This window comes from Oryzisolibacter propanilivorax (assembly GCF_900103645.1).
GTDB lineage: Bacteria > Pseudomonadota > Gammaproteobacteria > Burkholderiales > Burkholderiaceae_C > Melaminivora > Melaminivora propanilivorax.
Window position 1 is genome coordinate 267,265 of record NZ_FNHP01000001.1, and the last position, 25,836, is coordinate 293,100.

The 25,836-nt window shown below is 70.4% G+C and carries 23 protein-coding genes and 2 riboswitches; of the genes, 10 read left to right on the forward strand and 13 right to left on the reverse strand.

From position 1 onward, the window contains the following. Nucleotides 1-31: 31 nt before the first annotated feature. Nucleotides 32-147, reverse strand: a riboswitch (glycine riboswitch). A gap of 17 nt (nt 148-164) precedes the next feature. After that, a riboswitch (glycine riboswitch) is annotated at nt 165-265 on the reverse strand. A 21-nt stretch (nt 266-286) separates the two neighbouring features. The 3 genes from BLQ61_RS01200 to BLQ61_RS01210 all read right to left on the reverse strand — a co-directional run bounded on the left by BLQ61_RS01200 (nt 287) and on the right by BLQ61_RS01210 (nt 3,148). After that, complete coding sequence (locus BLQ61_RS01200; protein WP_091565664.1) at nt 287-1,564, reverse strand: TRAP transporter large permease; 1,278 nt, start codon at nt 1,562-1,564, stop codon at nt 287-289. Nucleotides 1,565-1,604: 40 nt separating this feature from the next. Further along, nucleotides 1,605-2,099: a TRAP transporter small permease gene (locus BLQ61_RS01205; protein ID WP_091566447.1), complete on the reverse strand. Its 495-nt coding sequence runs from the start codon at nt 2,097-2,099 to the stop codon at nt 1,605-1,607. 77 nt (nt 2,100-2,176) lie between these two features. Continuing rightward, on the reverse strand, nt 2,177-3,148 hold the full coding sequence (locus BLQ61_RS01210; RefSeq protein ID WP_091565666.1) for a TRAP transporter substrate-binding protein: 972 nt from the start codon (nt 3,146-3,148) through the stop codon (nt 2,177-2,179). Nucleotides 3,149-3,469: 321 nt separating this feature from the next. Here BLQ61_RS01210 and BLQ61_RS01215 point away from each other — a divergent pair, with 321 nt between their 5' ends. Next, complete coding sequence (locus tag BLQ61_RS01215; RefSeq protein ID WP_091565669.1) at nt 3,470-3,925, forward strand: Lrp/AsnC family transcriptional regulator; 456 nt, start codon at nt 3,470-3,472, stop codon at nt 3,923-3,925. Nucleotides 3,926-3,990: 65 nt separating this feature from the next. Here the strand turns inward: BLQ61_RS01215 and BLQ61_RS01220 are convergent, their stop codons facing one another. From BLQ61_RS01220 to BLQ61_RS01235, 4 genes are all read right to left on the reverse strand, one after another. Further along, on the reverse strand, nt 3,991-4,785 hold the full coding sequence (locus BLQ61_RS01220) for an ABC transporter ATP-binding protein (RefSeq protein ID WP_091565672.1): 795 nt from the start codon (nt 4,783-4,785) through the stop codon (nt 3,991-3,993). Nucleotides 4,786-4,801: 16 nt separating this feature from the next. Next, nucleotides 4,802-5,710: an ABC transporter permease gene (locus BLQ61_RS01225; protein WP_091566449.1), complete on the reverse strand. Its 909-nt coding sequence runs from the start codon at nt 5,708-5,710 to the stop codon at nt 4,802-4,804. 98 nt (nt 5,711-5,808) lie between these two features. Beyond that, on the reverse strand, nt 5,809-6,777 hold the full coding sequence (locus BLQ61_RS01230) for an ABC transporter substrate-binding protein (protein WP_091565675.1): 969 nt from the start codon (nt 6,775-6,777) through the stop codon (nt 5,809-5,811). Between the two features lie 170 nt (nt 6,778-6,947). After that, nucleotides 6,948-8,654 carry an electron transfer flavoprotein-ubiquinone oxidoreductase gene (locus BLQ61_RS01235; RefSeq protein ID WP_091565678.1) on the reverse strand — a complete coding sequence of 569 codons (1,707 nt, stop codon included), beginning with the start codon at nt 8,652-8,654 and terminating at the stop codon, nt 6,948-6,950. 176 nt (nt 8,655-8,830) lie between these two features. Between BLQ61_RS01235 and BLQ61_RS01240 the strand changes: the two genes are divergently transcribed. Beyond that, on the forward strand, nt 8,831-9,250 hold the full coding sequence (locus BLQ61_RS01240; RefSeq protein ID WP_091566451.1) for an acyl-CoA thioesterase: 420 nt from the start codon (nt 8,831-8,833) through the stop codon (nt 9,248-9,250). A gap of 16 nt (nt 9,251-9,266) precedes the next feature. On the opposite strand, the gene BLQ61_RS01245 is transcribed toward BLQ61_RS01240, so the two are convergent. After that, entirely contained in the window at nt 9,267-10,622 is a 1,356-nt protein-coding gene (locus tag BLQ61_RS01245; RefSeq protein WP_091565680.1) for a sensor histidine kinase, read from the reverse strand. Further along, nucleotides 10,619-11,299: a response regulator gene (locus tag BLQ61_RS01250; RefSeq protein WP_091565683.1), complete on the reverse strand. Its 681-nt coding sequence runs from the start codon at nt 11,297-11,299 to the stop codon at nt 10,619-10,621. The genes BLQ61_RS01245 and BLQ61_RS01250 overlap by 4 nt, the downstream gene beginning before the upstream one ends. A gap of 126 nt (nt 11,300-11,425) precedes the next feature. Between BLQ61_RS01250 and BLQ61_RS01255 the strand changes: the two genes are divergently transcribed. Beyond that, nucleotides 11,426-12,145, forward strand: coding sequence for a phosphatase PAP2 family protein (locus BLQ61_RS01255; protein WP_091565685.1), 720 nt, complete (start codon nt 11,426-11,428; stop codon nt 12,143-12,145). 48 nt (nt 12,146-12,193) lie between these two features. Next, on the forward strand, nt 12,194-13,924 hold the full coding sequence (locus tag BLQ61_RS01260) for a phosphoethanolamine transferase (RefSeq protein WP_091565688.1): 1,731 nt from the start codon (nt 12,194-12,196) through the stop codon (nt 13,922-13,924). Nucleotides 13,925-13,985: 61 nt separating this feature from the next. Here the strand turns inward: BLQ61_RS01260 and BLQ61_RS01265 are convergent, their stop codons facing one another. Genes BLQ61_RS01265 through BLQ61_RS17685 form a run of 3 tightly spaced genes read right to left on the reverse strand, consistent with a single transcriptional unit; the run spans nt 13,986 to nt 15,908 of the window. Further along, entirely contained in the window at nt 13,986-14,585 is a 600-nt protein-coding gene (locus BLQ61_RS01265; protein ID WP_091565691.1) for a peroxidase-related enzyme, read from the reverse strand. Between the two features lie 27 nt (nt 14,586-14,612). Then, complete coding sequence (locus BLQ61_RS01270; protein ID WP_091565693.1) at nt 14,613-15,305, reverse strand: tRNA-uridine aminocarboxypropyltransferase; 693 nt, start codon at nt 15,303-15,305, stop codon at nt 14,613-14,615. A 57-nt stretch (nt 15,306-15,362) separates the two neighbouring features. After that, complete coding sequence (locus BLQ61_RS17685; RefSeq protein ID WP_091565696.1) at nt 15,363-15,908, reverse strand: PAS and helix-turn-helix domain-containing protein; 546 nt, start codon at nt 15,906-15,908, stop codon at nt 15,363-15,365. A gap of 90 nt (nt 15,909-15,998) precedes the next feature. Here BLQ61_RS17685 and BLQ61_RS01280 point away from each other — a divergent pair, with 90 nt between their 5' ends. The 6 genes from BLQ61_RS01280 to BLQ61_RS01305 all read left to right on the forward strand — a co-directional run bounded on the left by BLQ61_RS01280 (nt 15,999) and on the right by BLQ61_RS01305 (nt 24,348). Continuing rightward, nucleotides 15,999-16,700 (forward strand): CoA transferase subunit A, encoded by a 702-nt coding sequence (locus BLQ61_RS01280; RefSeq protein ID WP_091565698.1) that lies wholly within the window; start codon nt 15,999-16,001, stop codon nt 16,698-16,700. 10 nt (nt 16,701-16,710) lie between these two features. Beyond that, a complete protein-coding gene (locus BLQ61_RS01285) occupies nt 16,711-17,349 on the forward strand; it encodes a 3-oxoacid CoA-transferase subunit B (RefSeq protein WP_091565701.1) in 639 nt (212 codons plus the stop codon). 142 nt (nt 17,350-17,491) lie between these two features. Then, nucleotides 17,492-18,847 carry an HD-GYP domain-containing protein gene (locus BLQ61_RS01290; RefSeq protein ID WP_091565703.1) on the forward strand — a complete coding sequence of 452 codons (1,356 nt, stop codon included), beginning with the start codon at nt 17,492-17,494 and terminating at the stop codon, nt 18,845-18,847. A gap of 122 nt (nt 18,848-18,969) precedes the next feature. Then, nucleotides 18,970-19,776 carry a translesion DNA synthesis-associated protein ImuA gene (gene imuA, locus BLQ61_RS01295; RefSeq protein ID WP_091565707.1) on the forward strand — a complete coding sequence of 269 codons (807 nt, stop codon included), beginning with the start codon at nt 18,970-18,972 and terminating at the stop codon, nt 19,774-19,776. Further along, nucleotides 19,733-21,139, forward strand: a complete 1,407-nt coding sequence (locus BLQ61_RS01300) for a Y-family DNA polymerase (protein WP_091565710.1) — start codon at nt 19,733-19,735, stop codon at nt 21,137-21,139. The genes imuA and BLQ61_RS01300 overlap by 44 nt, the downstream gene beginning before the upstream one ends. Then, the gene (locus BLQ61_RS01305; protein WP_091565712.1) at nt 21,136-24,348 is read left to right on the forward strand and encodes an error-prone DNA polymerase; all 3,213 of its coding nucleotides are present in this window, start codon (nt 21,136-21,138) and stop codon (nt 24,346-24,348) included. The genes BLQ61_RS01300 and BLQ61_RS01305 overlap by 4 nt, the downstream gene beginning before the upstream one ends. A gap of 167 nt (nt 24,349-24,515) precedes the next feature. On the opposite strand, the gene BLQ61_RS01310 is transcribed toward BLQ61_RS01305, so the two are convergent. Further along, nucleotides 24,516-25,739, reverse strand: coding sequence for an SEL1-like repeat protein (locus tag BLQ61_RS01310; RefSeq protein WP_175488181.1), 1,224 nt, complete (start codon nt 25,737-25,739; stop codon nt 24,516-24,518). Nucleotides 25,740-25,836: the final 97 nt, after the last annotated feature.

Sequence of the window (25,836 nt, forward strand, 5' to 3'; positions counted from 1 at the left end):
CTGCCAGCATGCCTGCCGCAGGGCCACGGGGATTTGCCCGGCTGTCCGCTTGACCTGAGAGATTCGCCCCGGCGCGCGGGGGTTGCTCCTTCGGTGGGCCGGCTCAATCGGATTGCGCGCGTCCGGCCTCTCTCCAGCTGGGGGTGCGCCCACATCCTTGGCGGGCGCCGGTGTCAGTCCTTTTGCCTGAGCGTTCGGCCGCTGCCTGCGCCTTCGGCGGCCCGGCGCCGGGTGCGGCGCGCGGACTCTCTCCTGACGAAAATGATTCTATGCCACGCCGCCGCCCTCAGCGGGCGTACACCAGGTCGCGCAGGAACAGCGACAGCTGCGGCACGTAGGTGATGACCAGCAGGCAGCCCAGGATCACCGCGACGAAGGGCAGCAGGTGCCCGACGATGCGGTCCAGCGGGATGCGCGCCACGGTGCAGGCGGCGAACAGGTTCACGCCGAAGGGCGGGGTGATCATGCCCAGGGCCAGGTTCACCACCATGATCAGGCCGAAGTGCACCGGATCGACGCCGAAGTGCTGCGCCACCGGCGCCAGGATGGGGCCGAGCACGATGATCGCGGCGCTTGTCTCGATGAACATGCCGATCAGGAACAGCGCCACGTTCACGCCCAGCAGGAACAGCACCGGCGTCTGCAGCACCTCCTGCAGCCAGCGGCCGATGGCGTCGGGCACGCCGGCGCGGGTGATGAGGAAGGCGAACAGGCCGGCGTTGGCGATGATGAACATGATCACCGCCGAGGAGATCGCCGACTTCCTCAGCACCGCGACCAGGTTGCGCCGGTGGATCTCGCGGTAGATCACCATGCCCACCAGCAGCGCGTAGAACACCGCCACGGCCGAGGCCTCGGTGGGCGTGAAGACGCCGCCGTAGATGCCGCCCAGGATGATCACAGGCATCAGCAGCGCCCAGCCGGCCTGCCACAGCGCCCGCCCGAACGGCATGCGCCCGTCGCCGTCGTGCTGGCCCCAGCCCTTGTATTTGCAGTACAGCCAGACGAACAGCATCAGCGCGCCGCTGATCAGCACGCCCGGACCGAAGCCGGCGATGAACAGCTCGCCGATGGACACCTCGGCCGACACGCCGTACAGGATCATGGGGATCGACGGCGGGATGATCACGCCCAGCTCGGCGCTGGTGGCCTGCAGCGCGGCGGCGTAGCTGGTCGGATAGCCGTGCTTGACCAGCGCCGGGATCAGGATGGCGCCGATGGCGAAGGTGGTCGCCACCGACGAGCCGGACACCGCCGCGAAGATCATGCAGGTCAGCACGCAGGTCATGGGCAGGCCGCCCTGCACGCCGCCGACCAGGCTCTTGGCGAACTCGACCAGGCGGCGCGAGATGCCGCCGGTCTCCATCAGGTTGCCCGCCAGGATGAAGAACGGAATCGCGGCCAGCGGAAACTTGTTGATCGCGCCGAACATCTCCTTCACGGCGATCAGCATGTTGGCGCCGCTCACCTGGATGCCCAGGATGGCCGACAGCCCGATGGACACGGCCACGGAGATGGTCAGCGCGAAGCACAGCGCCATGGTGGAAATCATCACGCCGGTCATGGCGCCGCCCTCCCGGTGGCGCGGCGCTGGGGCAAGGCGCTCATTGCGCGTTCTCCAGCTCTTCGTGGCGCGGGTCGAGCAGGTTGCCGACGATGCCCGGCACCGCGCACAGCGCCCCCACGGGAATCGCCAGGTAGGCCCAGAACATGGACAGCGACTCCAGCCCGGCCATGGTCTGCACGCCGCCGCGGCGCGCGTAGTCCCAGCCCCACCAGACCAGCACCGCCATCAGAGCCAGCGACGCCAGGCACACCGCCCAGTCCAGCGCGCGGCGCAGCGCGGGCGGGCTCCAGCGGCGCAGCACGTCCACGCTGACCATGGCGCCTTGGCGGAAGGCGGTGGGAATGGCCAGGAACACCATCCAGATCAGGCTGAAGCGGATCAGCACCTCGGTCCATTCGGCCGGCTCCTCGAAGACGAAGCGCATCAGGATCTGGAACAGCCCCAGGCTGGCGGCCAGCGCCAGCATGGCGCAGGCCAGGGCCATGCTGGCGCCGCTGCTCACGCGCTCGGCGCGCAGGAAGAAGTCTTTCACGTGCAATGCTTTTCCTTGAAAGAAAAACGCCCGTGGCGCTGATGCCACGGGCGCTGGCAGCTATCGAAACAAGAGCATCACTGGTAGTTGCGGATCTTGTCCAGGTTGGCCTTGCCAAATTCCTTTTCGAACTGGGCGTTCACCGGCGCCAGGGCGGCGACGAACTTGGCCTTGTCCAGGTTGTCGATCACCGTCATGCCCTTGGCGCGCAGGTCGGCCACGCCCTTGGCGTCGTCCTCGTCCACGCGGGCGCGGTTGGCCTTGGTGCCTTCCTTGGCGGCGTCGATGAAGGCCTGCTTGTCCTGTGCGGAGAGCTTGTCGAACACGCCCTTGTTCATCACGAAGATGCAGGGTGAATACACGTGGCCCGTCAGCGACAGGTGCTTTTGCACCTGGTCGAACTTGGCCGAGATGATGACCGGCAGCGGGTTCTCCTGGCCGTCCACCGTGCCCTGCTGCAGCGCGGTGAAGACTTCCGGGAAGGCCATGGGCGTGGTGATGATGCCGAAGCCCTTGTAGGCGGCGATGTGCACCGGGTTCTCCATGGTGCGCAGCTTCAGGCCCTTCAGATCCTCGGGCGTCTTCACATCGCGCTTGCTGTTGGTCATGTGGCGGAAGCCGTTCTCGGCCCAAGCCAGCGCCTTGAAGCCCTTGGCGTCGAACTTGGCCAGCAGGTCCTGGCCGATGGGGCCGTCCAGCACGGCGCGGGCGTGCGCCTTGTCGCGGAACAGGAAGGGCACGTCCAGGATCTTGGTCTCGGGCACGAAGTTGGGCACCGGCCCGGTAGAAGAGAACGCCAGCTCCTGCGTGCCCAGCTGCACCGACTCGATGGATTCGCGTTCGCCGCCCAGGGCGCCGTTGTAGAAGGTCTGTACCTTGTAGCGGCCGCCGGTGCGCTTTTCCACCTCCTTGGCGAAGGTGTCGATGGCCACACCCTGGTGCGAGTTCTGTGCCGTGGAAATGCTGATGCGCATGGTGGTCTGCGCCAGCGCCGAGCCAGCCAGGCCAAGGGCCAAGGCGAGGCCGAGCGCGAGTCGGGTGGGTTGCATGGGTGCTTGTCTCCTGAATGCCGGGCAGATGCCACCGAAAAATTATGGCGGTGCAGCATCAGGGGGCCATCGGGGTTTGTGCCGGTGGAGCGCGGCGGCGTTGGCGCGTGCGCGACAGGCGGTGTGCAGACTGGCTTGCCAAAGCCCCGCCCAGGGGTAACCGGGCGGGGCGCTGGTCAATGTCGTGCGCCCCGGTAAGAGCGCCTGTCTGGGATGAAGTATGCGCAAGCGGGTGCAGTTGGATTTGCTGTATTTCTGGGGTTTTAGCGCCCTTGCAGCAAATTTTTCTGCATTCGTGGATATGGATGAATAATCCACCGCATGGACCGTCTCGACAGAAAAATCCTCTCCGTCCTGCAGCGCGATGCGCGCGCCAGCCTGCAGGACATCGGCGCCGCCGTTGGCCTGTCGCCCTCGCCGTGCTGGGCGCGCATCAAGAAAATGGAGGAAGCCGGCGTGATCCAGGGCTACACCGTGCGGCTGGACCCGCTGGCGCTCGGCCTGGGCGACACGGTGCTGGTCATGGTGACGCTGGACAGCCACTCGGACAACACGCTGGAGAAATTCGGCGAGGTGCTGGCCAGCATCCCCGAGGTGGTCGAGGCGCACCTGGTCTCGGGCGACTACGACTACCTGCTGCGCGTGGTCGTCAAGGACACGCGCGACTACGAGCGCCTGCTGCGCGAGAAGCTCTACAGGATCCGCGGCATCCGCCACAGCCGCTCCAGCTTCGTGCTGCGCACGCTGAAGAAAGCCGACCTGCCGCTGGATATTTGAAGAAAAAAATGCCGCTAGCCCTTGTCCCTCAAGGGCTTTGTGCTATGAAAAAGTGAGCTTGCCGGTCAGCCCAGCAGCAGCGCGTCGTCCGACAGCTTCTCGCCGCGCACGCGCTCGAACATCTGCAGCAGGTCGGGCACGTCCATGCGCGCGCGCGCCTCGCCCGACACGTCCAGCACCACCTGGCCCTGGTGCAGCATGACGGTGCGCTCGCCCACATCCAGCGCCTGGCGCATGCTGTGGGTGACCATCATGGTGGTCAGCTTGTTCTCAGCCACGATGCGCGCGGTGAGCTGCAGCACGAAGTCGGCCGTGCGCGGGTCCAGCGCGGCGGTGTGCTCGTCCAGCAGCAGGATGCGCGAGGGCTGCAGCGCCGCCATCAGCAGGCTCACTGCTTGGCGCTGGCCGCCCGAGAGCAGGCCGATGCGGTCGGTGAGGCGGTTCTCCAGCCCCAGGCCGAGGGTGGCCAAGCGGTCGCGGTACATGGCGCGCTCGCTGGCCTTCACCGCGCCGCGCAGGCTGCGGCGCGTGCCGCGCTGCTGGGCCAGGGCCATGTTTTCCTCGATGGTCAGGTCCTCGCAGGTGCCGGCCATCGGGTCCTGGAACACGCGCGCCACGCGCTGGGCGCGCGCCCACACCGGCTGGCGCGTCACGTCCAGTCCGTCGATGGCAATGCGGCCGGTGTCCACCGGCAGGTCGCCCGAGATGGCGTTCAGAAAGGTGGACTTGCCCGCGCCGTTGGAGCCGATGACGGCCACGAACTGCCCGGCCGGGATCTCCAGCGACATGCCGCGCAGCGCGCGCGTCTCGATCGGCGTGCCGGGGTTGAAGGTGATGAACAGGTCTTGTGCGCTCAGCATGGTGGGTTCCCCGGGTTCACAGACTCTTGGGCGCATCGGGCACGCGCTTGCTGCGCAGGCGGCGCTTGAGCTGCGGGATGACCAGGGCGACGGTCACCAGCACGGCGGTGACCAGGTTCAGGTCCTGCGCCTTCAGGCCGATGAAGTCGCTGTTCAGCGCCAGCGCGATGAAGAAGCGGTAGACGATGGCGCCGATGATGACGGCCAGCGTGGCCAGCACCAGCTTGCGCGAGGGCAGAATGCTCTCGCCCACGATGACCGCGGCCAGGCCGATGACGATGGTGCCGATGCCCATGGAGATGTCCGAGCCGCCCTGGGTCTGCGCGAACAGCGCGCCGGCCAGTCCCACCAGCGCGTTGGACACTGCCATGCCCAGCAGCACCATGGCGCCGGTGTTGATGCCCTGCGCGCGCGCCATGCGCGCGTTCGAACCCGTGGCGCGGATCGCCAGGCCCCGCTCGGTGGCGAAGAACCAGTCGAGTGCCAGCTTGGCGGCGACCACGATCACCACCAGCAGCAGCGGGCGCCACCAGTAGTCCTCCAGCCCCTCGGGCTGCAGCAGGGTGAACACCGTGGGGTCGTTGATCAGCGGCACGTTCGGCCCGCCCATCACGCGCAGGTTGACCGAGTACAGCGCGATCATCATCAGGATGGACGCCAGCAGGTCCATGATCTTCAGGCGCACGTTCAGCCAGCCAGTGACCAGCCCGGCCACGGCGCCCGCGGCGGTGGCGGCCAGCGTGGCCGCATAGGGGTTGGTGCCGCTGGAGATCAGGATGGCGCAGACCGCGCCGCCCAGCGGGAAGCTGCCGTCCACCGTCAGGTCGGGAAAGCGCAGCAGCCGAAACGAGATGAACACGCCCAAAGCGACGAGGCTGAAGATCAGCCCGATCTCGACGGCGCCCAGCAGGGAAAACAGGGACATGGCAGCGAAGCGGTACAACGAAAAGCAGGAGCCCGCGCGTGGCGAGGCTCCTGCAGGGGCCGGCGGGCAGCGCCACCGGCAGCGGGGTCAGGCGCGGGTCACTGCACCACTTGCGCGGCGGACTTGACCAGGGCGTCGGACAGCTTCACGCCCTGCTTCTCGGCGGCGCCGGGGTTCACGAACAGCTCCATCTTGGTGCTGACCTCGGGTTTGATGTCGCCGGGCTTTTCGCCTTTGAGGATGCGCACCACCATGCGGCCGGTCTGCTCGCCCAGGTCGCGGTAGTTGATGCCGAGAGCGGCGATGGCGCCGCGCTTGACGCTGTCGGTGTCCGAGGCGACCAGCGGCAGCTTGGCGTCCTGGCCCACCTTCACCAGCGCCTCGTAGGCCGAGACCACGTTGTTGTCGGTGTTGGTGTAGATCACGTCAGCCTTGCCGACCAGGCTGCGCGCGGCGCTGCTCACGTCCACCGAGCGCGGCGCCGAAGCCTCGACCAGCGTCATGCCGTGCTTGGGCAGCAGCGCCTTGAGTTCCTTGACCACCACCACCGAGTTGGCCTCGCCGGGGTTGTAGACCATGCCCACGCGCTTGGCGTTCGGCACCACCTGCTTGATCAGGTCGATCTGCTTGTCCAGCGCCAGCAGGTCGGACACGCCGGTGACGTTGTTCTTCGACGGCTCCCAGCTGGGCACCAGCTTGGCGGCCACCGGGTCGGTCACGGCGGAGAACACCACCGGCACGCTCTTGGTGGCGGCCACGACGGCCTGCGCGGAAGGGGTGGCGATGGCGACGATGGCGTCCGGCTTGTCGCCGACGAACTTGCGCGCGATCTGCGCCGCCGTGCCGGTGTTGCCTTGGGCGCTCTGGTACTGCCACTTCAGGTTCTTGCCGTCCTCGTAGCCTGCGGCCTTCAGCGCGTCCTTGACGCCGTCGCGCACGGCGTCCAGCGCCGGGTGCTCGACGATGGCCGTCACGGCCACGGACTTCATGTCCTGTGCGGCGGCGGGGGCCACGGCGGCAACGGCCAGCGCGATGGCGCCCAGGCCCATCCAGGGCAGCTTCTTCATGTGTCTCTCCTTGGGTATCGATGAGCAGGGCTCGGAATGCGGATCGTCCTCGCGGCCCCGGCGCAGCACGGTGCGCTGGAGCGGGAGTGTACGTGTTGTGACAGCACGGCTGGAAATTGAAGCAAAACCGGTGCAAGCCCTTTGTTTGTCAGGGCCTGCAGCTATGCTTTTTACATGCCCGAGTAGTTCGGCCCGCCGCCGCCCTCGGGCGTGACCCAGACGATGTTCTGCGTCGGGTCCTTGATGTCGCAGGTCTTGCAGTGCACGCAGTTCTGCGCGTTGATCTGCAGCCGCTGGGCATTGCCGCCGGCGGCCTCGTCGGGCACGAACTCGTACACGCCGGCCGGGCAGTAGCGGCTCTCCGGCCCGGCGTACAGCGGCAGGTTGATCTGCGTGGGCACCGCCGCGTCCTTGAGTTTCAGGTGCGCGGGCTGGTCCTCGGCGTGGTTGGTGTTGCTCACGAACACGCTGGACAGGCGGTCGAAGGTCAGCTTGCCGTCGGGCTTGGGGTAGACGATGGGCTGGCACTCGGCCGCGGGCTTCAGGCAGGCGTGGTCGGGCTTGTCGCGGTGCAGCGTCCAGGGAATGTGGCCGCGCAGCACGAACTGCTCGATGCCGTTGGCCAGCGTGGCCACGGTCAGGCCCTTCTTGAACCAGGCCTTGAAGTTGCGCGCCTTGTTCAGCTCCTCGTGCAGCCAGCTGGACTCGAACGCGCGGGTGTAGGCGGTGAGTTCGTCGCCCTGGCGGCCCGCGGCAATCGCCTCGAAGGCGGCGTCCGCCGCCAGCATGCCGGTCTTGATGGCGGCGTGGCTGCCCTTGATGCGGCTGGCGTTCAGGAAGCCCGCGTCGCAGCCGACCAGCGCGCCGCCGGGGAAGACGAACTTGGGCAGACTCATCAGGCCGCCGGCGGTGATGGCGCGCGCGCCATAGCCCAACCGCTTGGCCGGCTTGATGCCCTGGGACTCGTCGCCCTCCAGGTACCAGCGGATGTTGGGGTGCAGCTTCCAGCGCTGCATTTCCTCGAACGGGCTCAGGTAGGGGTTGGCATAGTCCAGCCCGGTGATGAAGCCCAGCGTGACCTTGTTGTCCTCCAGGTGGTAGAGGAAGCCGCCGCCATAGGTGTCATTGGCCAGCGGCCAGCCAGCGGTGTGCAGCACGAAGCCGGGCTGGTGGCGCTTCGGATCGATCTCCCACAGCTCCTTGACGCCGATGCCGTAGGCCTGCGGGTCGCGCCCGTCGTCGAGCTTGTAGCGTGCGATCAGCTGCTTGCCCAGGTGGCCGCGCGCGCCTTCGGCGAAGATGGTGTACTTGCCGTGCAGCTCCATGCCCAGCTGGAAGTCGCCGGTGGGCTCGCCGTCCTTGCCGACGCCCATGTTGCCCGTGGCCACGCCCTTGACCGAGCCGTCGTCGTGGTAGAGCACCTCGGCGGCGGCGAAGCCCGGGAAGATCTCCACACCCAGGCCCTCAGCCTGCTCGGCCAGCCAGCGTGTCACGTTGCCCAGGCTGACGACGTAGTTGCCGTGGTTCTGGAAGCACGGTGGCAGCAGGAAGTTGGGTGTGCGAAACGACGAGTTCTCGCCTAGGAAGACCATCGCGTCGTCGCTTACCGGCTGGTTCAGTGGAGCGCCTTTTTCCTTCCAGTCGGGGATCAGCTCGGTCAGGGCCTTGGGGTCCATGATGGCGCCCGACAGGATGTGCGCGCCGGGCTCCGAGCCCTTTTCCAGCACCACCACCGAGACCTCGGTGCCGTTGGCTGCGGCCATCTGCTTGAGGCGGATGGCGGTGGCCAGCCCGCCCGGGCCGCCGCCGACGATCACCACGTCGTATTCCATGGCTTCGCGCGGCCCGTACTGCTGCAGGATGTCTTCGTTCGTCATGGGTGTCTCGGTCCAGGGAGGACGTAATTAATAATGAGGTGCAGGGCCCTTGGCGCCATGGCGCGAGCCGAATCGGACGATTGTATGCATGCCGCCCGACTGCCCTGCGTCGCCGCTGTCACGCGGGTGCCGGCGCTGCACGCGCCGCTGGCGCGGCGCCAGGGACAATGCGCGCCATGAAGACTCCCCTGCCGACACACAAGAAACTGGTGCACCAGACGCGCATGCCCGTGCGCTGGGGCGACATGGACGCCGTGGGCCATGTGAACAATGCCATGTACTTCCGCTACATGGAGGACGTGCGCATCGAGTGGATGCGCGCCGTGGGCCGCGACACCGCGCCGCCGGGCCAGGGCGCGGTCATTGCCCACGCCTTCTGCAACTTCCTGCGCGAGATTGCTTATCCGGCGCAGCTCTTGCTCACGCTCTACGTCAGCGACGCGGCGCGCACCACCGTCGAGACCTGGATCACCATGGAGCGCGAGGACCAGCCGGGGGTGGTGCTGGCCGAGGGCGGCGCCACGCTGATGTGGGTCGATTTCACGCAGCACAAGGCGGCGCCGCTCCCCGAGTGGCTGCGGGCGGCGGTGGCGTGAAGTCCCACCGGGCGCGTCAGCCGGGTTGCAGCTCCAGTCGCGCCTCGAAGCCGCGCGCCTGGCCGGGCGGCGGCGAGGCCAGCACCAGCCGCGCCTGGTGCCGCTCGGCGATGCTGGCCACGATGGACAGCCCCAGCCCGTAGCCGGCACGGTCGGCGCTGGCGCGCACGTGGCGCTGGCGCAGGCCATCCAGCGCGTGCGCGGGCACGCCGGGGCCGGCATCGCGCACCGCCAGCACCGGCCCGGGGCCGACGCGCAGCTCGACCGCGCTGCCGGCGCTGTAGCGCAGGGCGTTTTCCACCAGGTTGCGCAGCGCGATGCCCAAGGCATCGACATCCCCGGCCACGGCGTGCGCGGCGTCCGGCGCCACCACCAGGTCCAGCCGGTCCACCAGCGCCTCGTCGGCCCAGAATTCCTGCGCCACCTGGGTCGCCAGGGGCTCCAGCGGCACGGCCTCGCGCGCCAGCGGCGCGCTGGATTCGGCGCGCGAGAGCTGCAGCAGCTTCTCCGTGCGCTGGGCCAGCGTGCCGAGCGCGTCCAGCGCCGCCTGCACGTCGGTGCGCGCCAGCCCATGGTCCAGCGCGGTCTGCAGCCGCAGCCGGGCCGCGGCCAGCGGCGTGCGCAGCTCGTGCGCGGCGTTGGCCGCCAGGGCACGCTCCACGTCCAGCGCCAGCGACAGGCGCTGCAGCAGGTGGTTCACGTGCTCCTCGACGCTGCGCAGTTCGTGCGGCAGGCCGGGCAGGGCGATGGGGGTGAGCAGCGCGCCGTCGCGCAGGCCGATCTCGCGCGCCAGCGCCTCCAGCACGCGCAGTTGGCGCCGGGCGATGCGCCGCAGCAGCCAGGCTAGCAGGGGCAGCACCGCCACCAGCGGCACGATCAGGCCAACCAAGGTGCGGTTCACCGCCTCGCGGCGCTCGTGCAGCGGGTCGGCCACCTGCAAATACACCGGCCGCGTGGGATGGCGCAGCGTGTAGATGCGCCACTCGCCCTGGTCGGCGAAGCCCGTGGCCAGCGGCACGTCGAACTGCCCGTCGCGGGCGCTGGACGAGTGCGCCAGCTCGCGCGTGTCGCTGCCGACCAACCGGTAGGGCACCTCGGCGTCGGCAAAATCCTGCGGCGCGGGCATGGCGCGCGGCGCCCCGTCCGGTGTCGGGCCGGCGGCGTCCAGGTGCTCCAGCGCAATGCCGAACAGCCGGTGCGAGACCTCGATCAGCTCGCTGTCGAAGTTGTAGTTGATCTCGCCATCGACATACCAGACCACGCCCAGCACGCAGGCCAGCCACACCCCGCCGACCCACAGGATGAGCGTGCGCGCCAGCCGCCCGGCCAGTGTCTGCGCATGCAGCCAGGCGCGCGTGGGCCGCGCCCTCATGGCGCAGCGTCCGGCGCGCTGGGTGCCGCCAGCCGGTAGCCCAGGCCGCGCACGGTCTCGATGTGCTCGCGCCCGAGCTTCTTGCGCAGCCGGCTGATGAAGACCTCCAGCGTGTTGCTGTCGGATTCGTCGCCCCAGCCGTACAGCGCGTCCTGCAGCGCCTCGCGCGTGTGCACCCGGTGCGCGCGCGTGGCCAGCACGCGCAAGAGCGCCCATTCCTTGGCCGTCAGCGCCACCGGCAGGCCGGCGCGGCGCACCTGCTCGGCGCCCAGGTCGATCTGCAGCGCGCCCAGTTGCAGCAGCGGCGCCTGCGCGTCGGTGCGCCGGCGCTCGACGGCGCGCAACCGCGCCAGCAGCTCGGCCGGGTCGTAGGGCTTGACCAGGTAGTCATCGGCGCCCGCGTCCAGTCCGCGGATGCGGTCGCTGACCTGGTCGCGCGCGGTCAGCACGATGACGATGGGGCGCTCCTTTGACGCGGGCAGCTCGCGCAGCAGCGTCAGGCCGTCGCCGTCGGGCAGATGCAGGTCCAGCAGCAGCGCCGCGTAGCGCGCGCCGTGCAGTGCGGCGCGTGCCTCGCCCAGCGTGGTGGCCACGTCCACCACGAAGGCCTTGGCGCGCAGGTAGCCGCACACGGCGGCGCACAGGGCAGTGTCGTCTTCTACCAGCAGCAGGCGCATGGTCGGCGGGCCGTCGAAGGCCGGGGCTCATGAACAGGGCCGCCAGTGTAGGCGCGGCGGGTGTTCAGGCGCCGTTCAGCGCGGCCGCCTAGTCTGGCCGTTTGATTGCTTCACGCTGGTGAGCCCATGTCCGTTCCTGCCGTCCCACCTCTGTCCCTGCGGCGCCTGGCCGCGTGCACCGTGCTGCTGCTGGTGCCCCTGCTGCTGTGGGATGCCGGCGGGCTGGACCTGGCGCTGGCGCGCCTGTCGGGCGGCGCCAGCGGCTTCGCCTGGCGCGGGCATGCGCTGTACGTGCTGCTGCTGCACAGCCTGCCGCGCTGGGCCAGCAGCGCGCTGCTGCTGGCGCTGGCGCTGGGCGCGTGGCGGCCCTGGGGCTTTCTGCGGCGCCTGGCGCCGCGCGATCGCTGGCAGCTGGTCGGCTCCATCCTGCTGGCCATGCTGGCCATCACGGCGCTCAAGCGCGCCAGCAGCACCAGCTGCCCGTGGGACCTGGCGGAGTTCGGCGGCAGCGCGGCCTATGTCTCGCACTGGCTGTGGGGCGTGCGCGATGGCGGCAGCGGCCATTGCTTCCCGGCCGGACACGCCTCGGCGGCTCTGGCCTTCGTGGCCGGCTGGTGCGTCCTGCGCCGTGCGCTGCCGCGCCTGGCCACGCGCTGGCTGGTGCTGGCGCTGCTGGCCGGGGCAGTGCTGGGTGTGGCGCAGCAGCTGCGCGGCGCGCACTACCTGAGCCACACGCTGTGGACGGCGTGGATCTGCTGGACGGTGGGCGTGGTGGTCGAGGCGCTGGTACGCGCCTGGGACGCGCGCCGCGCCGCGGCTGGAAACCGGCAGCTGAACGCTGGCTGAACGCGCGTTTCAGGTCGCTTTCAGGTGGCGCGGCGAGCATCCGCCGTCATGGCCTTCTCCACCTTGTCTCCCCGGCCGGCCTTTGCCGGCTCCCTGCTGCAACCCGTCTGGCAGCTGCTGCGCCGCATCGATGGCTGGCTGGCCCGGCCCCTGAGCGCGCAGCAGGTCGTGCTGCGCCTGGCGCTCTACCTGGCGCTGGTGGCGAACGTGCCGCTGTGGCTGCAGCTGGCGCGCGTGGGCGGCGCGCCCAGCCTGTATTTGCGCTCCGGCCTGGCGCTGGCGCTGCTGCTGGTGTGTGGCCAGGTGGCGATCCTGGCGTTCACTGCCTGGACGCGCGGCATGCGCCTGGTGTGGTGGCTGGTGGCGGCCGTTGCCGCGCTGGCGCAGTACTACATGCTGACCTACAGCGTGGTCATGGACCCGGGCATGGCCGCCAACGTGCTGCAGACCGACCTGCACGAGGTGCGCGATTTGCTGGGCGCGCGCATGGCGCTGGCGGTGCTGGCGGTGCTCGCGCTGCCGACCTGGTGGCTGGCACGGGTGCGCATCCCGGCGCTGCCGGTGCTGCGCCAGGTGGCGCGCAACCTGGTGCTGCTGGCGCTGGCGCTGGCCGTGGCCGGCGCCACGGTGCTGGTGGACGCGCGCGACCTGGCGCCGCTGATGCGCAACCACCCGCAGCTGCGCTACCTGATGAACCCGCTGGCCAGCCTGTATTCGACCGCCACGGCGCTGGTGCGGCCGGCCTTTGCGCGCAGCCGTACCCTGGTGCCGATGGGCGCCGGCGCGGCCCTGGGCGCCAGCCACGCCGGACAGGCACGGCCGCCGCTGCTCGTGCTGGTGGTGGGCGAGACGGCGCGTGCCGACCACTTCGGCCTGAACAGCTACGGCCGGGACACCACGCCCGAGCTGGCGCGGCGCGGCGTGCTGTCGTGGGGCAACGTGCGCTCGTGCGGCACCAGCACGCTGGCGTCGCTGCCGTGCATGTTCTCGCCGCTGGGCAAGGCGGCGTTCGAGTCGCGCAAGGCCGACACCGAGAACCTGCTGGACGTGGTGCAGGCCGCCGGCATGGCGGTGCTGTGGGTGGACAACCAGTCCGGCTGCAAGGGCGTGTGCGAACGTGTGCCGCATGCCCAGGCCGTGGATGCCTTGTCGCCGGCCCAGCGCCAGCAGCTGTGCGACGGCGGCGAGTGCCGCGACGAGGCGCTGCTGGTGGGGCTGGACGCGCGCCTGGCGGCCCTGCCACCCGCGCAGCGCGCCGCCGGCGTGCTGCTGGTGCTGCACCAGATGGGCAGCCATGGCCCGGCGTACCACAAGCGATCCGGGCAGAACCAGAAAGTCTTCCTGCCGGAATGCCGCACCGAAGTGCTGGCCGACTGCGCGCACGGCGAGCTGGTCAACGCCTACGACAACAGCATCGCCGCCACCGATGCCTTCCTGGCGCACACCATCGACTGGCTGCGCACGCGCACGGCCGACTACGACACCGGCCTGCTGTACCTGAGCGACCACGGCGAGTCGCTGGGCGAGTACGGACTGTTCCTGCACGGCATGCCCTACGCCATGGCGCCCGACGTGCAAAAGCACGTGCCGATGATCGCCTGGCTGGACGCGCCGCTGCGCCAGCGCCAGCACCTGGACGTGGCCTGCCTGGAGACCGGCCGGCAGGCGCCGCTGACGCACGACAACCTGTACCACACGGTGCTGGGCGCGCTGGACGTGCGCTCGCCCAGCTATCGGCCGGAACTGGACGCCTGGGCCAGCTGCCGCCGCGCCTCTTGAACATCAAAAAGGGTGCAGGCCCTCAAGAATCAAGGGCCTGCAGCTATTTTTCAAGGAGCATTCAATTGGCCGGCTTCTTCTCGCGCGGCACGCGGCCCATCAGGTAGAACTCCGGGTTCGGCTGCATGCCGGCGAAGCTGGCCATGCGGTTGGACATGCCGAAAAACGCCGTGATGGCGGCGATGTCCCAGATGTCCTCGTCGCCCCAGCCATGCGCGTGCAGGGCGGCGAAATCCGCCTCGCCCACATCCTGCGAGCGCAAGCAGACCTTCATGGCGAAGTCCAGCATCGCCTTCTGCCGCGCGCTGATGTCGGCCTTGGCGGGGTTGATCGCCACCTGGTCGGCCACGAACGGCTTCTTTTCGTGGATGCGCAGGATGGCGCCGTGCGCCACCACGCAGTACAGGCACTGGTTGGCGGCGCTGGTGGCGGTGACGATCATCTCGCGCTCGCCCTTGGTCAGGCCACTGCTGCGCCCGGCGCTCTCGGGCTCCATCAGCGCGTCGTGGTAGGCGAAGAACGCGCGCCACTCGGCCGGGCGGCGCGCGAACGCCAGGAACACGTTGGGAATGAAGCCGGCTTTTTCCTGCACCTGCGCGATGCGCGCGCGGATGTCCTCGGGCAGGCTGTTCAGGTCGGGGTGGGGGTAGCGCTCGGACATGGGGCGGGTCTCCTGCAGGCGGGTGGTTCACGAAGCCGGGGGCGGCGCGGTCAGCATAGCCGAGCCACTGCGCTGCTGCGCCTGCAGTTGGGCGACGAAGGCGTCCATGGCTGCGTGCAGCGCCGCCGGCAGTTGGGCGTTGTCGGGTTCGAGCTGCGCCAGCGCCTGGGCCGTGGCCTCCAGCGTGCTGCGCTGGTGCGGCGCGTGGGCGCGGCGCACGGCGTAGCGCGATGCGGGCAGGGCGGCTTCTTCGAGCGCCAGGCGCGGCAGCTGCTGCAGCTGCGGGTTGGCCCACAGCATGCGCCGGCTCTTGCGCCAGGTGGCGTCCAGCAGCACCAGCCGCAGACGTTCGGGCGCGGCCAGCCAGTTGGCGGGCAGGGGCGGCGGCGCGCGCACGGACAGCGCGCCGCCGGGCGGCGTGGGCGGGTACAGCAGCAGCGTGTGGCGCGGCTTCTCATGGCTGCCAGCGTCCCACGGCCCGTGCAGTGCGTGCGCCAGCGCATCGGGCGCGAAGGCCTCGCCCACCAGCAGCCGGCTGCGCGCCAGGCACAGGTGCAGCAGCCGGCCCGTGCCTTTGGCGTGGTGCTCCTCCAGCGGGTGCTGCAGGATCAGCACCTGCGCTTGGTGCGCCACGCAGCGCACGGCGGCGCAGATGCAGCTGCGCTGCGGCCGCAGGCAGGTGCTGCAGACGGCACGACGCGGAATGGGGCTGGATTTCAAGTAAAAAAAACCGCATCAGCCCTTATGGAATATGGGCCTGCAGCTATGCTTTTTGTATCAACCGACGAGCAGCTTCTGCACTAGGTCGGCGGCGGTGGAGGCGCCGTACTTGCGCATCAGGCGCGCGCGGTAGATCTCCACCGTGCGGTGGCTGATCTCCAGCGCCCGGCCGATCTCCTTGCTGGTCATGCCGTCCAGCAGCCGCGCGGCGACCTCGCGCTCGCGCGCGGTGAGCTCGGCGCGCACCGGGCGCTCGGCGCTCAGGTCCTCGAAGCTCCAGATGCCCGAGGCGTGCGGCTGGTCGCGGTTCAGCGCCCGGCCCGAGACATGGCACCAGAAGATCTCGCCGCAGGCGCGTCTCATGAGGCGGCTGTCGGCGTAGTGCCCCTTGGCGTTCAGGATGGGTTCCATGCGCCGGCCCAGGCGCTCGTACTCGTCGGCGGATGGGTACAGGATGCGGAACGACTGGCCGATGAGCAGTTCGCGCGAGGCGCCGAACATCTCGCACAGGTGCTGGTTGCAGTCCACCATGGCGCGGTTGCGTGAGATCACCAGGCCCACGGGGGCCATCTCGAAAGCCAGGCGATAGTCAGCAATGTCCATGGTTGTGCTTAGGGAAAACTACTTAGAAAACTACGTAGTATCGTAGCGCATCGCCACCTGCTTTTTTCCCATCTCAAGAGGAGACAGTCAGTGAACAAGCTCTACCCTAGCGCGGCCGAGGCGCTCGCGGGCGTCGTCCAGGACGGCCATATGCTGGCCGTGGGCGGCTTCGGCCTGTGCGGCATTCCCGAGGCGCTGATCGAGGCGCTCAAGGACAGCGGCGCCAAGAACCTCACCGTGGTGTCCAACAACGCCGGCGTCGACGGCTTCGGCCTGGGCAAGCTGCTGGAGACGCGCCAGATCAGGAAGATGATCAGTTCCTACGTGGGCGAGAACAAGGAGTTCGAGCGCCAGTTCCTGGCGGGCGAGCTGGAGCTGGAATTCACCCCGCAGGGCACGCTGGCCGAAAAGCTGCGCGCCGGCGGCGCCGGCATTCCGGCGTTCTTCACCAAGACCGGTGTGGGCACCATGGTCGCCGAGGGCAAGGAGCTGCGCGAGTTCGACGGTGAGACCTACGTGATGGAGCGCTCGCTGGTGCCCGACGTGTCCCTCGTCAAGGCGCACCGCGCCGACAAGAGCGGCAACCTGCAGTTTCGCCTGACGGCACGCAACTTCAACCCGGCCGCGGCCACCGCCGGCAAGGTCTGCATCGTCGAGGTTGAAGAGATCGTCGAGACCGGACAGATCGCCCCGGACGACGTGCACCTGCCCGGCATCTACGTGCACCGCATCGTGCACAACCCGACCCCCGAGAAGCGCATCGAAAAGCGCACCCTGTCCGAGAAGAAATAAGGAGACTGCAATGCCCTGGACCCAAGACCAGATGGCCGCGCGCGCGGCGCAGGAGCTGGAAGACGGCTTCTACGTGAACCTCGGCATCGGCATCCCGACGCTGGTGGCCAACCACACCGGCGCCAAGGAGGTGTGGCTGCAGTCGGAGAACGGCATGCTGGGCATCGGCCCGTTCCCGACCGAGGATGAGGTGGATGCCGACCTGATCAACGCCGGCAAGCAGACCGTGACCACGCTGCCCGGCTCGGCCATCTTCGGCTCGGACCAGTCGTTCGCCATGATCCGCGGCGGCAAGATCAACCTGTCCATCCTGGGCGCCATGCAGGTATCGCAAAAGGGCGACCTGGCCAACTGGATGATCCCCGGCAAGATGGTCAAGGGCATGGGCGGCGCCATGGACCTGGTGGCCGGCGTCAAGCGCGTGATCGTGCTGATGGAGCATGTGGCGCGCAAGAAGGACGGCACGACCGATCTGAAGATCCTGCCCGAGTGCACGCTGCCGCTGACCGGCGTGGGCGTGGTCGACCGCATCATCACCGACCTGGGCGTGCTGGACGTGACGCCCGAGGGGCTGAAGCTGGTCGAACTGGCGCCGGACGTGAGTTTCGACGATATCCAGTCCAAGACTGGCGTGACGCTGCTGCGCTGAGCACCGGACGCACCGCTTCCCCACCAGCCGGGCCGCGTGCCCGGCTTTTTTTGCGTCTGCCCGGGTTCGGTAAGTCGTCTGGCAAAGGGCAATACATTCAGACCAATTCCTTGCACATTCCTTCCCAGCCACCCATTCCTGCATGTCCACTCTTGACACCCGCGCGCCGGACCTGGTGGTGCCTCCGGGCCAGGCCGAAGACAGTCCCCATTACCTGCGCAGCGTGACCGAAATGGCCGCGCGCTGCCAGGTGACGACGCGCCAGGCCGTGTACAACGACCGTGGCGTGAAGCTGCTGGACCAGGGCATGCGCGTGGACCGCGGCGTGTACGACCGGCTGGTGCAGCACCGGCTGCAGGGCACCATCGATGAGCAGCTGGCGGTGCAGGGCGTGGTCGATGTCGCGGGCGTGGTACAGCTGGCCACGCAGCAGTGCGCCGAAGACGCGCTGGCCGGGCTGTTGGCACGCACCCTCGGGCCGCGTGGCGCCGAGCGCCTGCTGGCGCCGGTGCGCGCGCTGGTGCTGCCGCATGCGCTGGCATTTCGGCTGACGGTGATGCGCGAGCAGCATGCGCAGTTGTATGAGCACAGCGTGCGCATGCTGCTCACCAGCATCTTCCTGGCGCTGCAGGCCGGCATGGATGAGCGTGACACGGGCCGTGTCGCCACTGCCGCGCTGCTGCACGACATTGGCGTGCTGCACATGCCGCCCGAATGGCGCGACCCGCGCCAGCGCCTGACCGGCGAGCGACGCAAGGAGCTGCTGGTGCACCCGGTCACGGCGGCGCTGGTGGTACAGGCGCAGGGCAGCTATCCGCCGGCCGTGGTGCAGGCGGTGCTGGAGCACCATGAGCGCATGGACGGCAGCGGCTATCCGCGCGGCCTGCGCGGCGCGCAGATCTCGCCGCTGGGCCAGGTGCTGCTGCTGGCCGAGGTGACGGCCGGATTTTTCGAGAAATATGCCGACGAGGGCGGCGCCCAACGCCTGTCGCTGACGCTGCGCATGGGCCACCGGCGCTTTCCCCCGGCGCTGGCGGCTGGCCTGCTGCCGGCGCTGGACCAGCACGCCTCGCAGAAGCCGCTGTGTGCACGCCCGGCACACGTGCAGACGCTGGTCGGGTTGCTGAACACAGCGCTGGAGGATTGGGACCGGCGCTGCCTCGATCTGCCGCCCGAGGCCTTCGCACCGCAGGGCGGGCGCGCCTGCGCCTTCGTCACCCAGCAGCTGGTGGCGCTGCAAAAAGCGCTGTTCGAGGCCGGCTCGCACCCGCAGCAACAGGCCCAGGCGCTGGACCAGCTGCAGGACGACGAGGACGGCCTGGCCGAGCTGGTGCTGCTGGGGCGCGAGGCGCTGTGGCAGCTGCAGGGCGTGGTCGATGCCGCGCACGGCCGCTGGCCGCGCCTGCACGACAGCCCCGATCCAGCCGACCAGGCCGTGGCCCAATGGGGCGACGCGCTGGCGCAGCGGGTCGAGCAGGCGCAGACGCCGCCCGCCTGAAGCTGCCTGTCTGCCTGGGCAGGCCTGTCGTCCGACGGCGACGCGCGCTCCGCAAGCGCCGCAAGCGCCGCACAAGCGGTCGGATACTGTATATTTGTACAGGTATCGAAAGACCTGTGCACATGCCTGCCTTTTCTCCTTCCATTCCCGAGCTGCCCGGACTGTGGCGTGGCCAGGATTGGCTGGGCGCGCCGCAGCCGGTGGTGCCCAGCGGCCATGCGGCGCTGGACGCCGTGCTGCCCGCCGGCGGCTGGCCGCTGGGCGCGCTGTGCGAACTGCTGCTGGCGCCCGCGGCGCGCAGCGAATGGGCGCTGGTGCTGCCGGCCCTGGCTGCGCGGCTGGGTCAGGCTGGCGGCTACGCGGTGCTGGTCGCGCCGCCGCTGGAGCCTTTCGCGCCTGCGCTGCAGGCCGCCGGGTTGCCGCCCGAACGGCTGTGCTGGGTACGCCCGGCAGCCGGCCGGCCGGGCGACGCCGCGCTGGCCGCCGCCTGGGCCTGCGAGCAGGCGCTGCGCTGCCGCGACGTGCGCGCCGTGCTGGCGTGGCTGCCGCAGGCGACCGCGCCGGTGTTGCGCCGCTTGCAGCTGGCTGCCGTGCAGCACCGGCAGCTGCTGTGGGTGGTGCGGCCGGTGCAGGCCCGGCTGGCGGCGTCGCCGGCGCCGCTGCGGCTGTGGCTGCAGGCAGCGCAGCAGGCGCTGCAGGTGCAGGTGCTCAAGCGCCGCGGCCCGCCGGTGGAGCGGCCGGTGGCGCTGCCCGCCGGTCCGGCGCTGCTGCGCCAGGTGCTGGCCGCCCAGGCGCAGCGGCGCCGGCAGATGCAGCGGCAGTTGCTGCCGCAGGCCGGGCCGGGCGCCGACGTGGCGCCGGGCGTTCCGATGTCCGAGGATTTCCATGGCAACGCCGCACTGGCTGGCATGGCAGCTGCCGCCCTGTGAAGCGCCTGACCCTGGCGTCCCGACGGCCGCGCGCGGCTGGTGGGCGCTGGGCTTCACGCCGTGCGTGGCGATCCTGGAAGAAGCGCTGGTGCTCGAGGTGTCCGGCACCCTGCGCCTGTGGGGCGGCCTGCCAGCCCTGCGCACGCGCCTGCATCACGCGGCGCCCGGTGCCCCCGACGTGCGCTGCTGGGCCGAAGGTGCCACCGCCCAGCAGGCGCTGGCGCTGCTGCGCCTGCAGCTGCGGGATCGCCGCCGGCCGGCGTGCGTGCCGCACGACCTGCCGCTGGACACGCTCAGCGCGCTGCGCCCGCATGCCCAGGCCCTGGCGCACCTGGGCTGCCGCACCTGGGGCGCGCTGCGCAGCCTGCCGCGCGCCGGGGTGGCGCGGCGCTTTGGCCAGGACTGCCTGACGGCGATGGACCAGGCCTGGGGTACGCAGGAGCAGGCCTGGGACTGGCTGCAGTTGCCAGAAGCGTTTGATCTACAGCTCGAGCTGCCCGCGCCCGTCGATTCAGCGCCGGCGTTGCTGCAATACGGCCAGCACCTGCTGGATGCGCTGCAGGCCTGGCTGCGCGCACGCCAGCAGGGCGTGCTGGTGCTGGAACTGGCTTGGCAGCATGCATTGCGCCGGGTGGACGGACAGCGACTGCCGGACTGGCAGTCGCTGGTGCTGCGCACCGCCGAGCCGCTGCGGGACATGGCGCACCTGCGCCGCTTGCTGTCTGAACGGCTGGCGCGCCAGGTGCTGGCCGCCCCCGCCGGCCGGCTGGCGCTGCGCAGCCGGCAGACGGCGCCGCTGCATGCCGGCACCCGAGGCCTGCTGCCGCCCGCGGCAGGCGTGGACGATTGCCCTCCGGGCGAGCCCTGGCACCAGCTGCTGGAGCGCCTGGCCGCGCGCCTGGGCGCAGCCAGCCTGCACACGCCCGAGCTGCATGCCGACCACCGGCCGGAACGCATGCAGCGCTGGCACATGCCGGCGCTGGCGCAGCCGCACAGGCCGCTGTCCGCAGCGGCACGCCGCATGCCGCCTTCCAGCGGCGCGCCGGTCCAGGCCGGCGGCAGTGCGTCCGATGACGGTGCCTGTGGCAACAAGCGCGCTGCGCTGTGGCCCGGCTGGCTGGTGCGCCCGCCGCAGGCGCTGCGGCTGCAGGGCGACCGGCCGCTGCTGCACGACCAGCCGCTGGTGCTGCTGGCCGGCCCCGAGCGCATCGAGGCCGGCTGGTGGGAGCCGCACGGCGGCGAGCACGGCCAGGGCCTGGCGCGGCGCGACTACTTCGTCGCCCACAACGCACTGGCCGGCTGGGTCTGGATCTTCCGCGACCGCGCCAGCGGTGCGTGGTTCCTGCACGGGGTGTACGCATGACGGCGCCGCTGCTGCCGCCCGCGCTGCCCGGCTATGCCGAGCTGCACGCCCTGAGCTGCTTTTCCTTTCAGCGCGGCGCCTCGCACCCGCACGAGCTGGTCGAGCGCGCGCAGGCCCTGGGCTATGCCGCGCTGGCGCTGACCGACGAGTGCTCGGTCGCCGGCGTGGTGCGTGCGCATGGCGCGGCGCTGCAGGCCGGGTTGCGGCTGATCGTGGGCAGCGAATTCCTGCTGGGCGACGTGCGCATCGTGGTGCTGGTGCGCGACGCGCAGGGCTGGGGCAACCTGTGCGAGTTCATCACCGCCGCGCGCGCGCGCGGATCCAAGGGCGGCTACCAGGTGGACGATGCATCGCCCTGGCCGCTGCTGCGCCAGGGCTGCGAGGTGCTGTTGGCACCGCGCCGCCAAGCCTTTCCTGATGCTACGGATTCAATAGCTATAGGCGCATGTGTTTCAAGGGCTGCAGCCCTTTTTGACCATAAATGCTGGCTGGCGGTGCAGCTGCACCTGGCGGCCGACGATGCGCTGTGGCTGCGCACCCTGCAGCAGCTCGGCCGGCAGCTGGACCTGCTGTTGGTGGCCGCTGGCGACGTGCGCCTGCACGCGCGCTCGGCCAAGCCGCTGCACGATGTGCTGACCGCCGTGCGCCTGGGCCGCAGCGTGGCCGAGTGCGGCGCCGCGCTGCAGCCGCATGCCGAGCAGTGCCTGCGCCCGCGCAGCCAGCTGGCGGGGCTGTATCCGGCGCCGCTGCTGGCGGCCACGCTGCAGATCGCCGCACGCTGCCGGTTCGATCTGCGCGAGATCCGCTACCGCTACCCGCAGGAAACCGTGCTGCCCGGCACCACTGCCGCGCAGACCCTGGCCTGGTTGACCTGGGAGGGCGCCCGCGCGCGCTACCCCGCCGGCGTGCCCGAGCGCGTCAGGGACCGCATCGAGCACGAGCTGGCGCTGATCCAGGAGTGCGGCTACGAGATGTATTTCCTCACCGTGCACGACATCGTGCGCTACGCGCGCAGCCAGGGCATCCTGTGCCAGGGGCGTGGCTCGGCGGCCAATTCGGCGGTCTGTTTCGTGCTTGGCATCACCGCGGTCGACCCGGCGCAGTCGCAGCTGCTGTTCGAGCGCTTCATCAGCAAGGAGCGCGGCGAGCCGCCGGACATCGACGTGGACTTCGAGCACGACCGGCGCGAGACCGTCATCCAGTACCTCTACACCCGCTACGGCCGCGAGCGCGCCGCGCTGGCCGCGGTGGTCATCTGCTGGCGCACGCGCAGCGCGCTGCGCGACGCCGGCAAGGCGCTGGGCGTGGCGCCGCGGCTGGTGGACGCCTTCGCTCGGGACCACCACTGGTTCGACGACCTGCGCGCGCCCGAACATCTGCAGGCGCTGGCAGGCACCCTGGACGAGCCGCTGCACGCGCATCAGGCGGCGCTCTGGCTGGAACTGGCGCACGCCCTGCGCGGCCTGCCGCGCCACCTGAGCCAGCACGTGGGCGGCTTCGTGCTGACCGAGGGCAAGCTGACCCGGCTGGTGCCGGTCGAGCCGGCCGCCATGCCCGGGCGCTCGGTCATCCAGTGGGACAAGGACGATCTGGACGCCATGGGTCTGTTGAAGGTGGATGTGCTGGCGCTGGGCATGCTCAGCGCGCTGCGCCGCTGCCTGGAGGCGCGCGCCGCGCTGCGCGGCCAGGTCTGGGATCTGGCCGACATTCCGCAGGAGGACGCCGCCACCTACGCCATGGCCTGCGCCGCCGACACCGTGGGCGTGTTCCAGATCGAGAGCCGCGCGCAGATGGGCATGCTGCCGCGCCTGCAGCCGCGCACCTTCTACGACCTGGTGGTGCAGGTGGCCATCGTGCGGCCCGGCCCCATCCAGGGCGGGATGGTGCACCCCTACCTGCGGGCGCGGGCGCACCACCGGGCGCTGGTGCGCGCCGGCCACACCGGGCCGTACCCGATGGAGTTCCCGCAGCTGGCGCACGTGCTGGGCCGTACCCTGGGCGTGCCCATCTTCCAGGAGCAGGTCATGCAGATCGCCATCGACGCCGCCGGCTTCACGCCGGGCGACGCCGACGCGCTGCGCCGCTCCATGGCCGCGTGGCGGCGCCGCGGCGGCGTGCACCATTTCGAGGAGCAGCTGAAAACCGGCCTGCAGGTGCGCGGCTATCCGCAGGATTTCGCCGACCGGCTGTTCCAGCAGATTCTGGGCTTTGGCGAATACGGCTTTCCCGAAAGCCATGCGGCCAGCTTCGCGCTGCTGGTGTACGCCAGCGCCTGGCTGAAGCGGCATGAGCCGGCGTGTTTTCTGGCCGCGCTGCTCAACGCCCAGCCCATGGGCTTCTATCCGCCCGCGCAGCTGGTGCAGGACGCGCGCCGCCACGGCGTGCGCGTGCTGCCCGTGGACGTGGCCGCGAGCGAGGATGACTGCACGCTGGAGCCGCCCTGTCAGCCGCTGCCCGGCGTGGACCAGCCCCAGCCCGCCGTGCGCCTGGGCCTGCGCCTGGCGGCCCGCCTGACGCGGGAGGGTGCCGCGCGGCTGGTGCAGGCACGCCGCGAGGGCGGACCCTTTGCCAGCGTGGAAGATCTGGCGCTGCGCGCGCAGCTGGCACGCACCGATCTGCAGGCGCTGGCCGCCGCGGATGCGCTGGGCTGCCTGTCGGGCCACCGGCGCCAGCAGATGTGGGACGCGGCCGGGCAGCTGCCCGCCACGCCGCTGCTGGGCACCGCACCGGTGCACGAGGCAGCGCCGGCGCTGCCTGCCGTGCCCGAGGGCGAGGACATCACCTTCGACTACGCCGCCACCGGCCTGACGCTGCGCCGTCATCCATTGGCACTGCTGCGCGAACGGCTGACCCGCCTGCACGTGCGCACCGCCTGGGAGCTGCGCGCCGTGCCCGACGGCCGGCAGGTGCGCGCCTGCGGCATCGTTACCGTGCGCCAGCGTCCGGGCTCGGCCGGCGGCACCATGTTCGTCACGCTGGAGGACGAATCAGGCCCGGTCAACGTCATCGTCTGGCCGACGGTGCTCGAGCGCTGGCGCGAACCGCTGTTGCGCGCGCGCCTGCTGGCGGTGCAGGGCCGCTGGCAGCGGCATGCGGCGCCAGATGCCAGCGTGCCCGTGTGTCACCTGGTGGCCGAGCGGATGCGCGACTGCACGCCGCTGCTGGGCCGGCTGGCCGGGGCGCTGGGGGGCAGTCGGGATTTCCATTGAGCGCGGCACGGCACGGCCTGTCTCGTCCCCCACCGCCCGGCTTGGTTGGTGCCGTATTCAGTTGCGCGGGTGCGCCAAGCCCCACGGCCAGTGTTGTCCACCTTCTTCAACGGCGTTCCCGGCGCCAGACATACCGGACACCCGCGGCGGCGCGGTAGGCGCAGGGCTCAGTTGCCCAGGGCCAGCAGCCGCCGGCGCCAGAACCCTGGCAACAGGTCGGCCAGCGGCGTGGGTTCGCGCAGCAGCTGGTGCGCGGTCACCGGGCTGCCGATGCTCAGGCCCACGGCGCCTGGGTCGACACGTGCCAGCTGCTGCATCCACAGGATGTTGACGCCACCGGCCGGGTCGGGCCGCGAGTTGATCAGCGCCAGCATGCGGCGTGCCTGGGTGCTGCCGCGCTGCTCTGCCAGCCGGTAGAAGCGGATGGCCTCGACAAAGTTGGCCGGCACGCCTTCGCCCCGGTGGTACTTGCGCGCTTGTTGCAGGGCCGCCGCCGCATCGGCGCCACCGGTGTCCTGTGCATCGGCGCCATGCGCTTGTCCACCCGTGCGCGACTGCAGCTCGCGCAGGTTGTAGGCGGCGGCCGGCGACTGTGCGGCCACCTGGCGAAAGAACTGTTCCGCCTGGTCGGGGCGGTCCTGTGACACGGCCTCCATGCCCAATTCGATGCGCGCCTGCAGGTCACCCGCGGCGGCGGCCTTTTTCAGCAGCGCCAGATCGGGCGCCTGAGGCAGGGGCGCCGGTGCAATGCCGGGCCGGTCGGCCTGTGGTCGGGGCTGGCGCCGGGCCAGCATCCAGGACAGAAAATCGGCCCGTGCGGGGTGGCTGGGCCGCAGCTGGGCGATGGCGCGCGCGGCGGCCGCCGGGTTGGCCGGGCCCACGCAGCCCTGGATATGGCACCAAGCCAAGCCCGCATAGGCCCAGGGCTCGCGCCCGAAACGTGCTGCCTGCTCGAACCACTGTTGCGCCTGGGCTTCGTCATGCCGCACGCCGGCACCATGCAGATAGATCAGGCCCAGCTGCCAGGCGGCCTGCGCCGACGAGACTGTGCTGCCCACGGGACGTGCTGCCTCGGCCTGGCGCAGCAGGCGATACAGCTCGCGCTGCACCGCTGGCTCCTGAGAGGGTGCGGCCTGCAGAGCCGTGCCGCCCCCGATCGGTGCGGCTTGGATAGTCGGTGCGTCTGACGTCGGGCGTCCCTCGATGGGTGCAGGCCCCGGCACCGCAAAATCGACCGGCGCTGCCTGCAGGCTGCGCGGCTCGATACGGGGTGGTGGGTTCGCGGGCAACTCCAACTGCGCGACCACACCTGCCCACGAGGTGACACACGCCGCCAAGCTGAGCAGCGCGAACAGCCAGGCGAAGAGCAGCGTCGACAGCGGAGCATGCATGGGTCCATTCCTGAACTTGAGGCCTACGCAGGCCGCGCCGGGTCGGTTCCCTGCGGGGCAGAGGGACAGGTGCCATTCCAGTTGGGACTGCATGGGC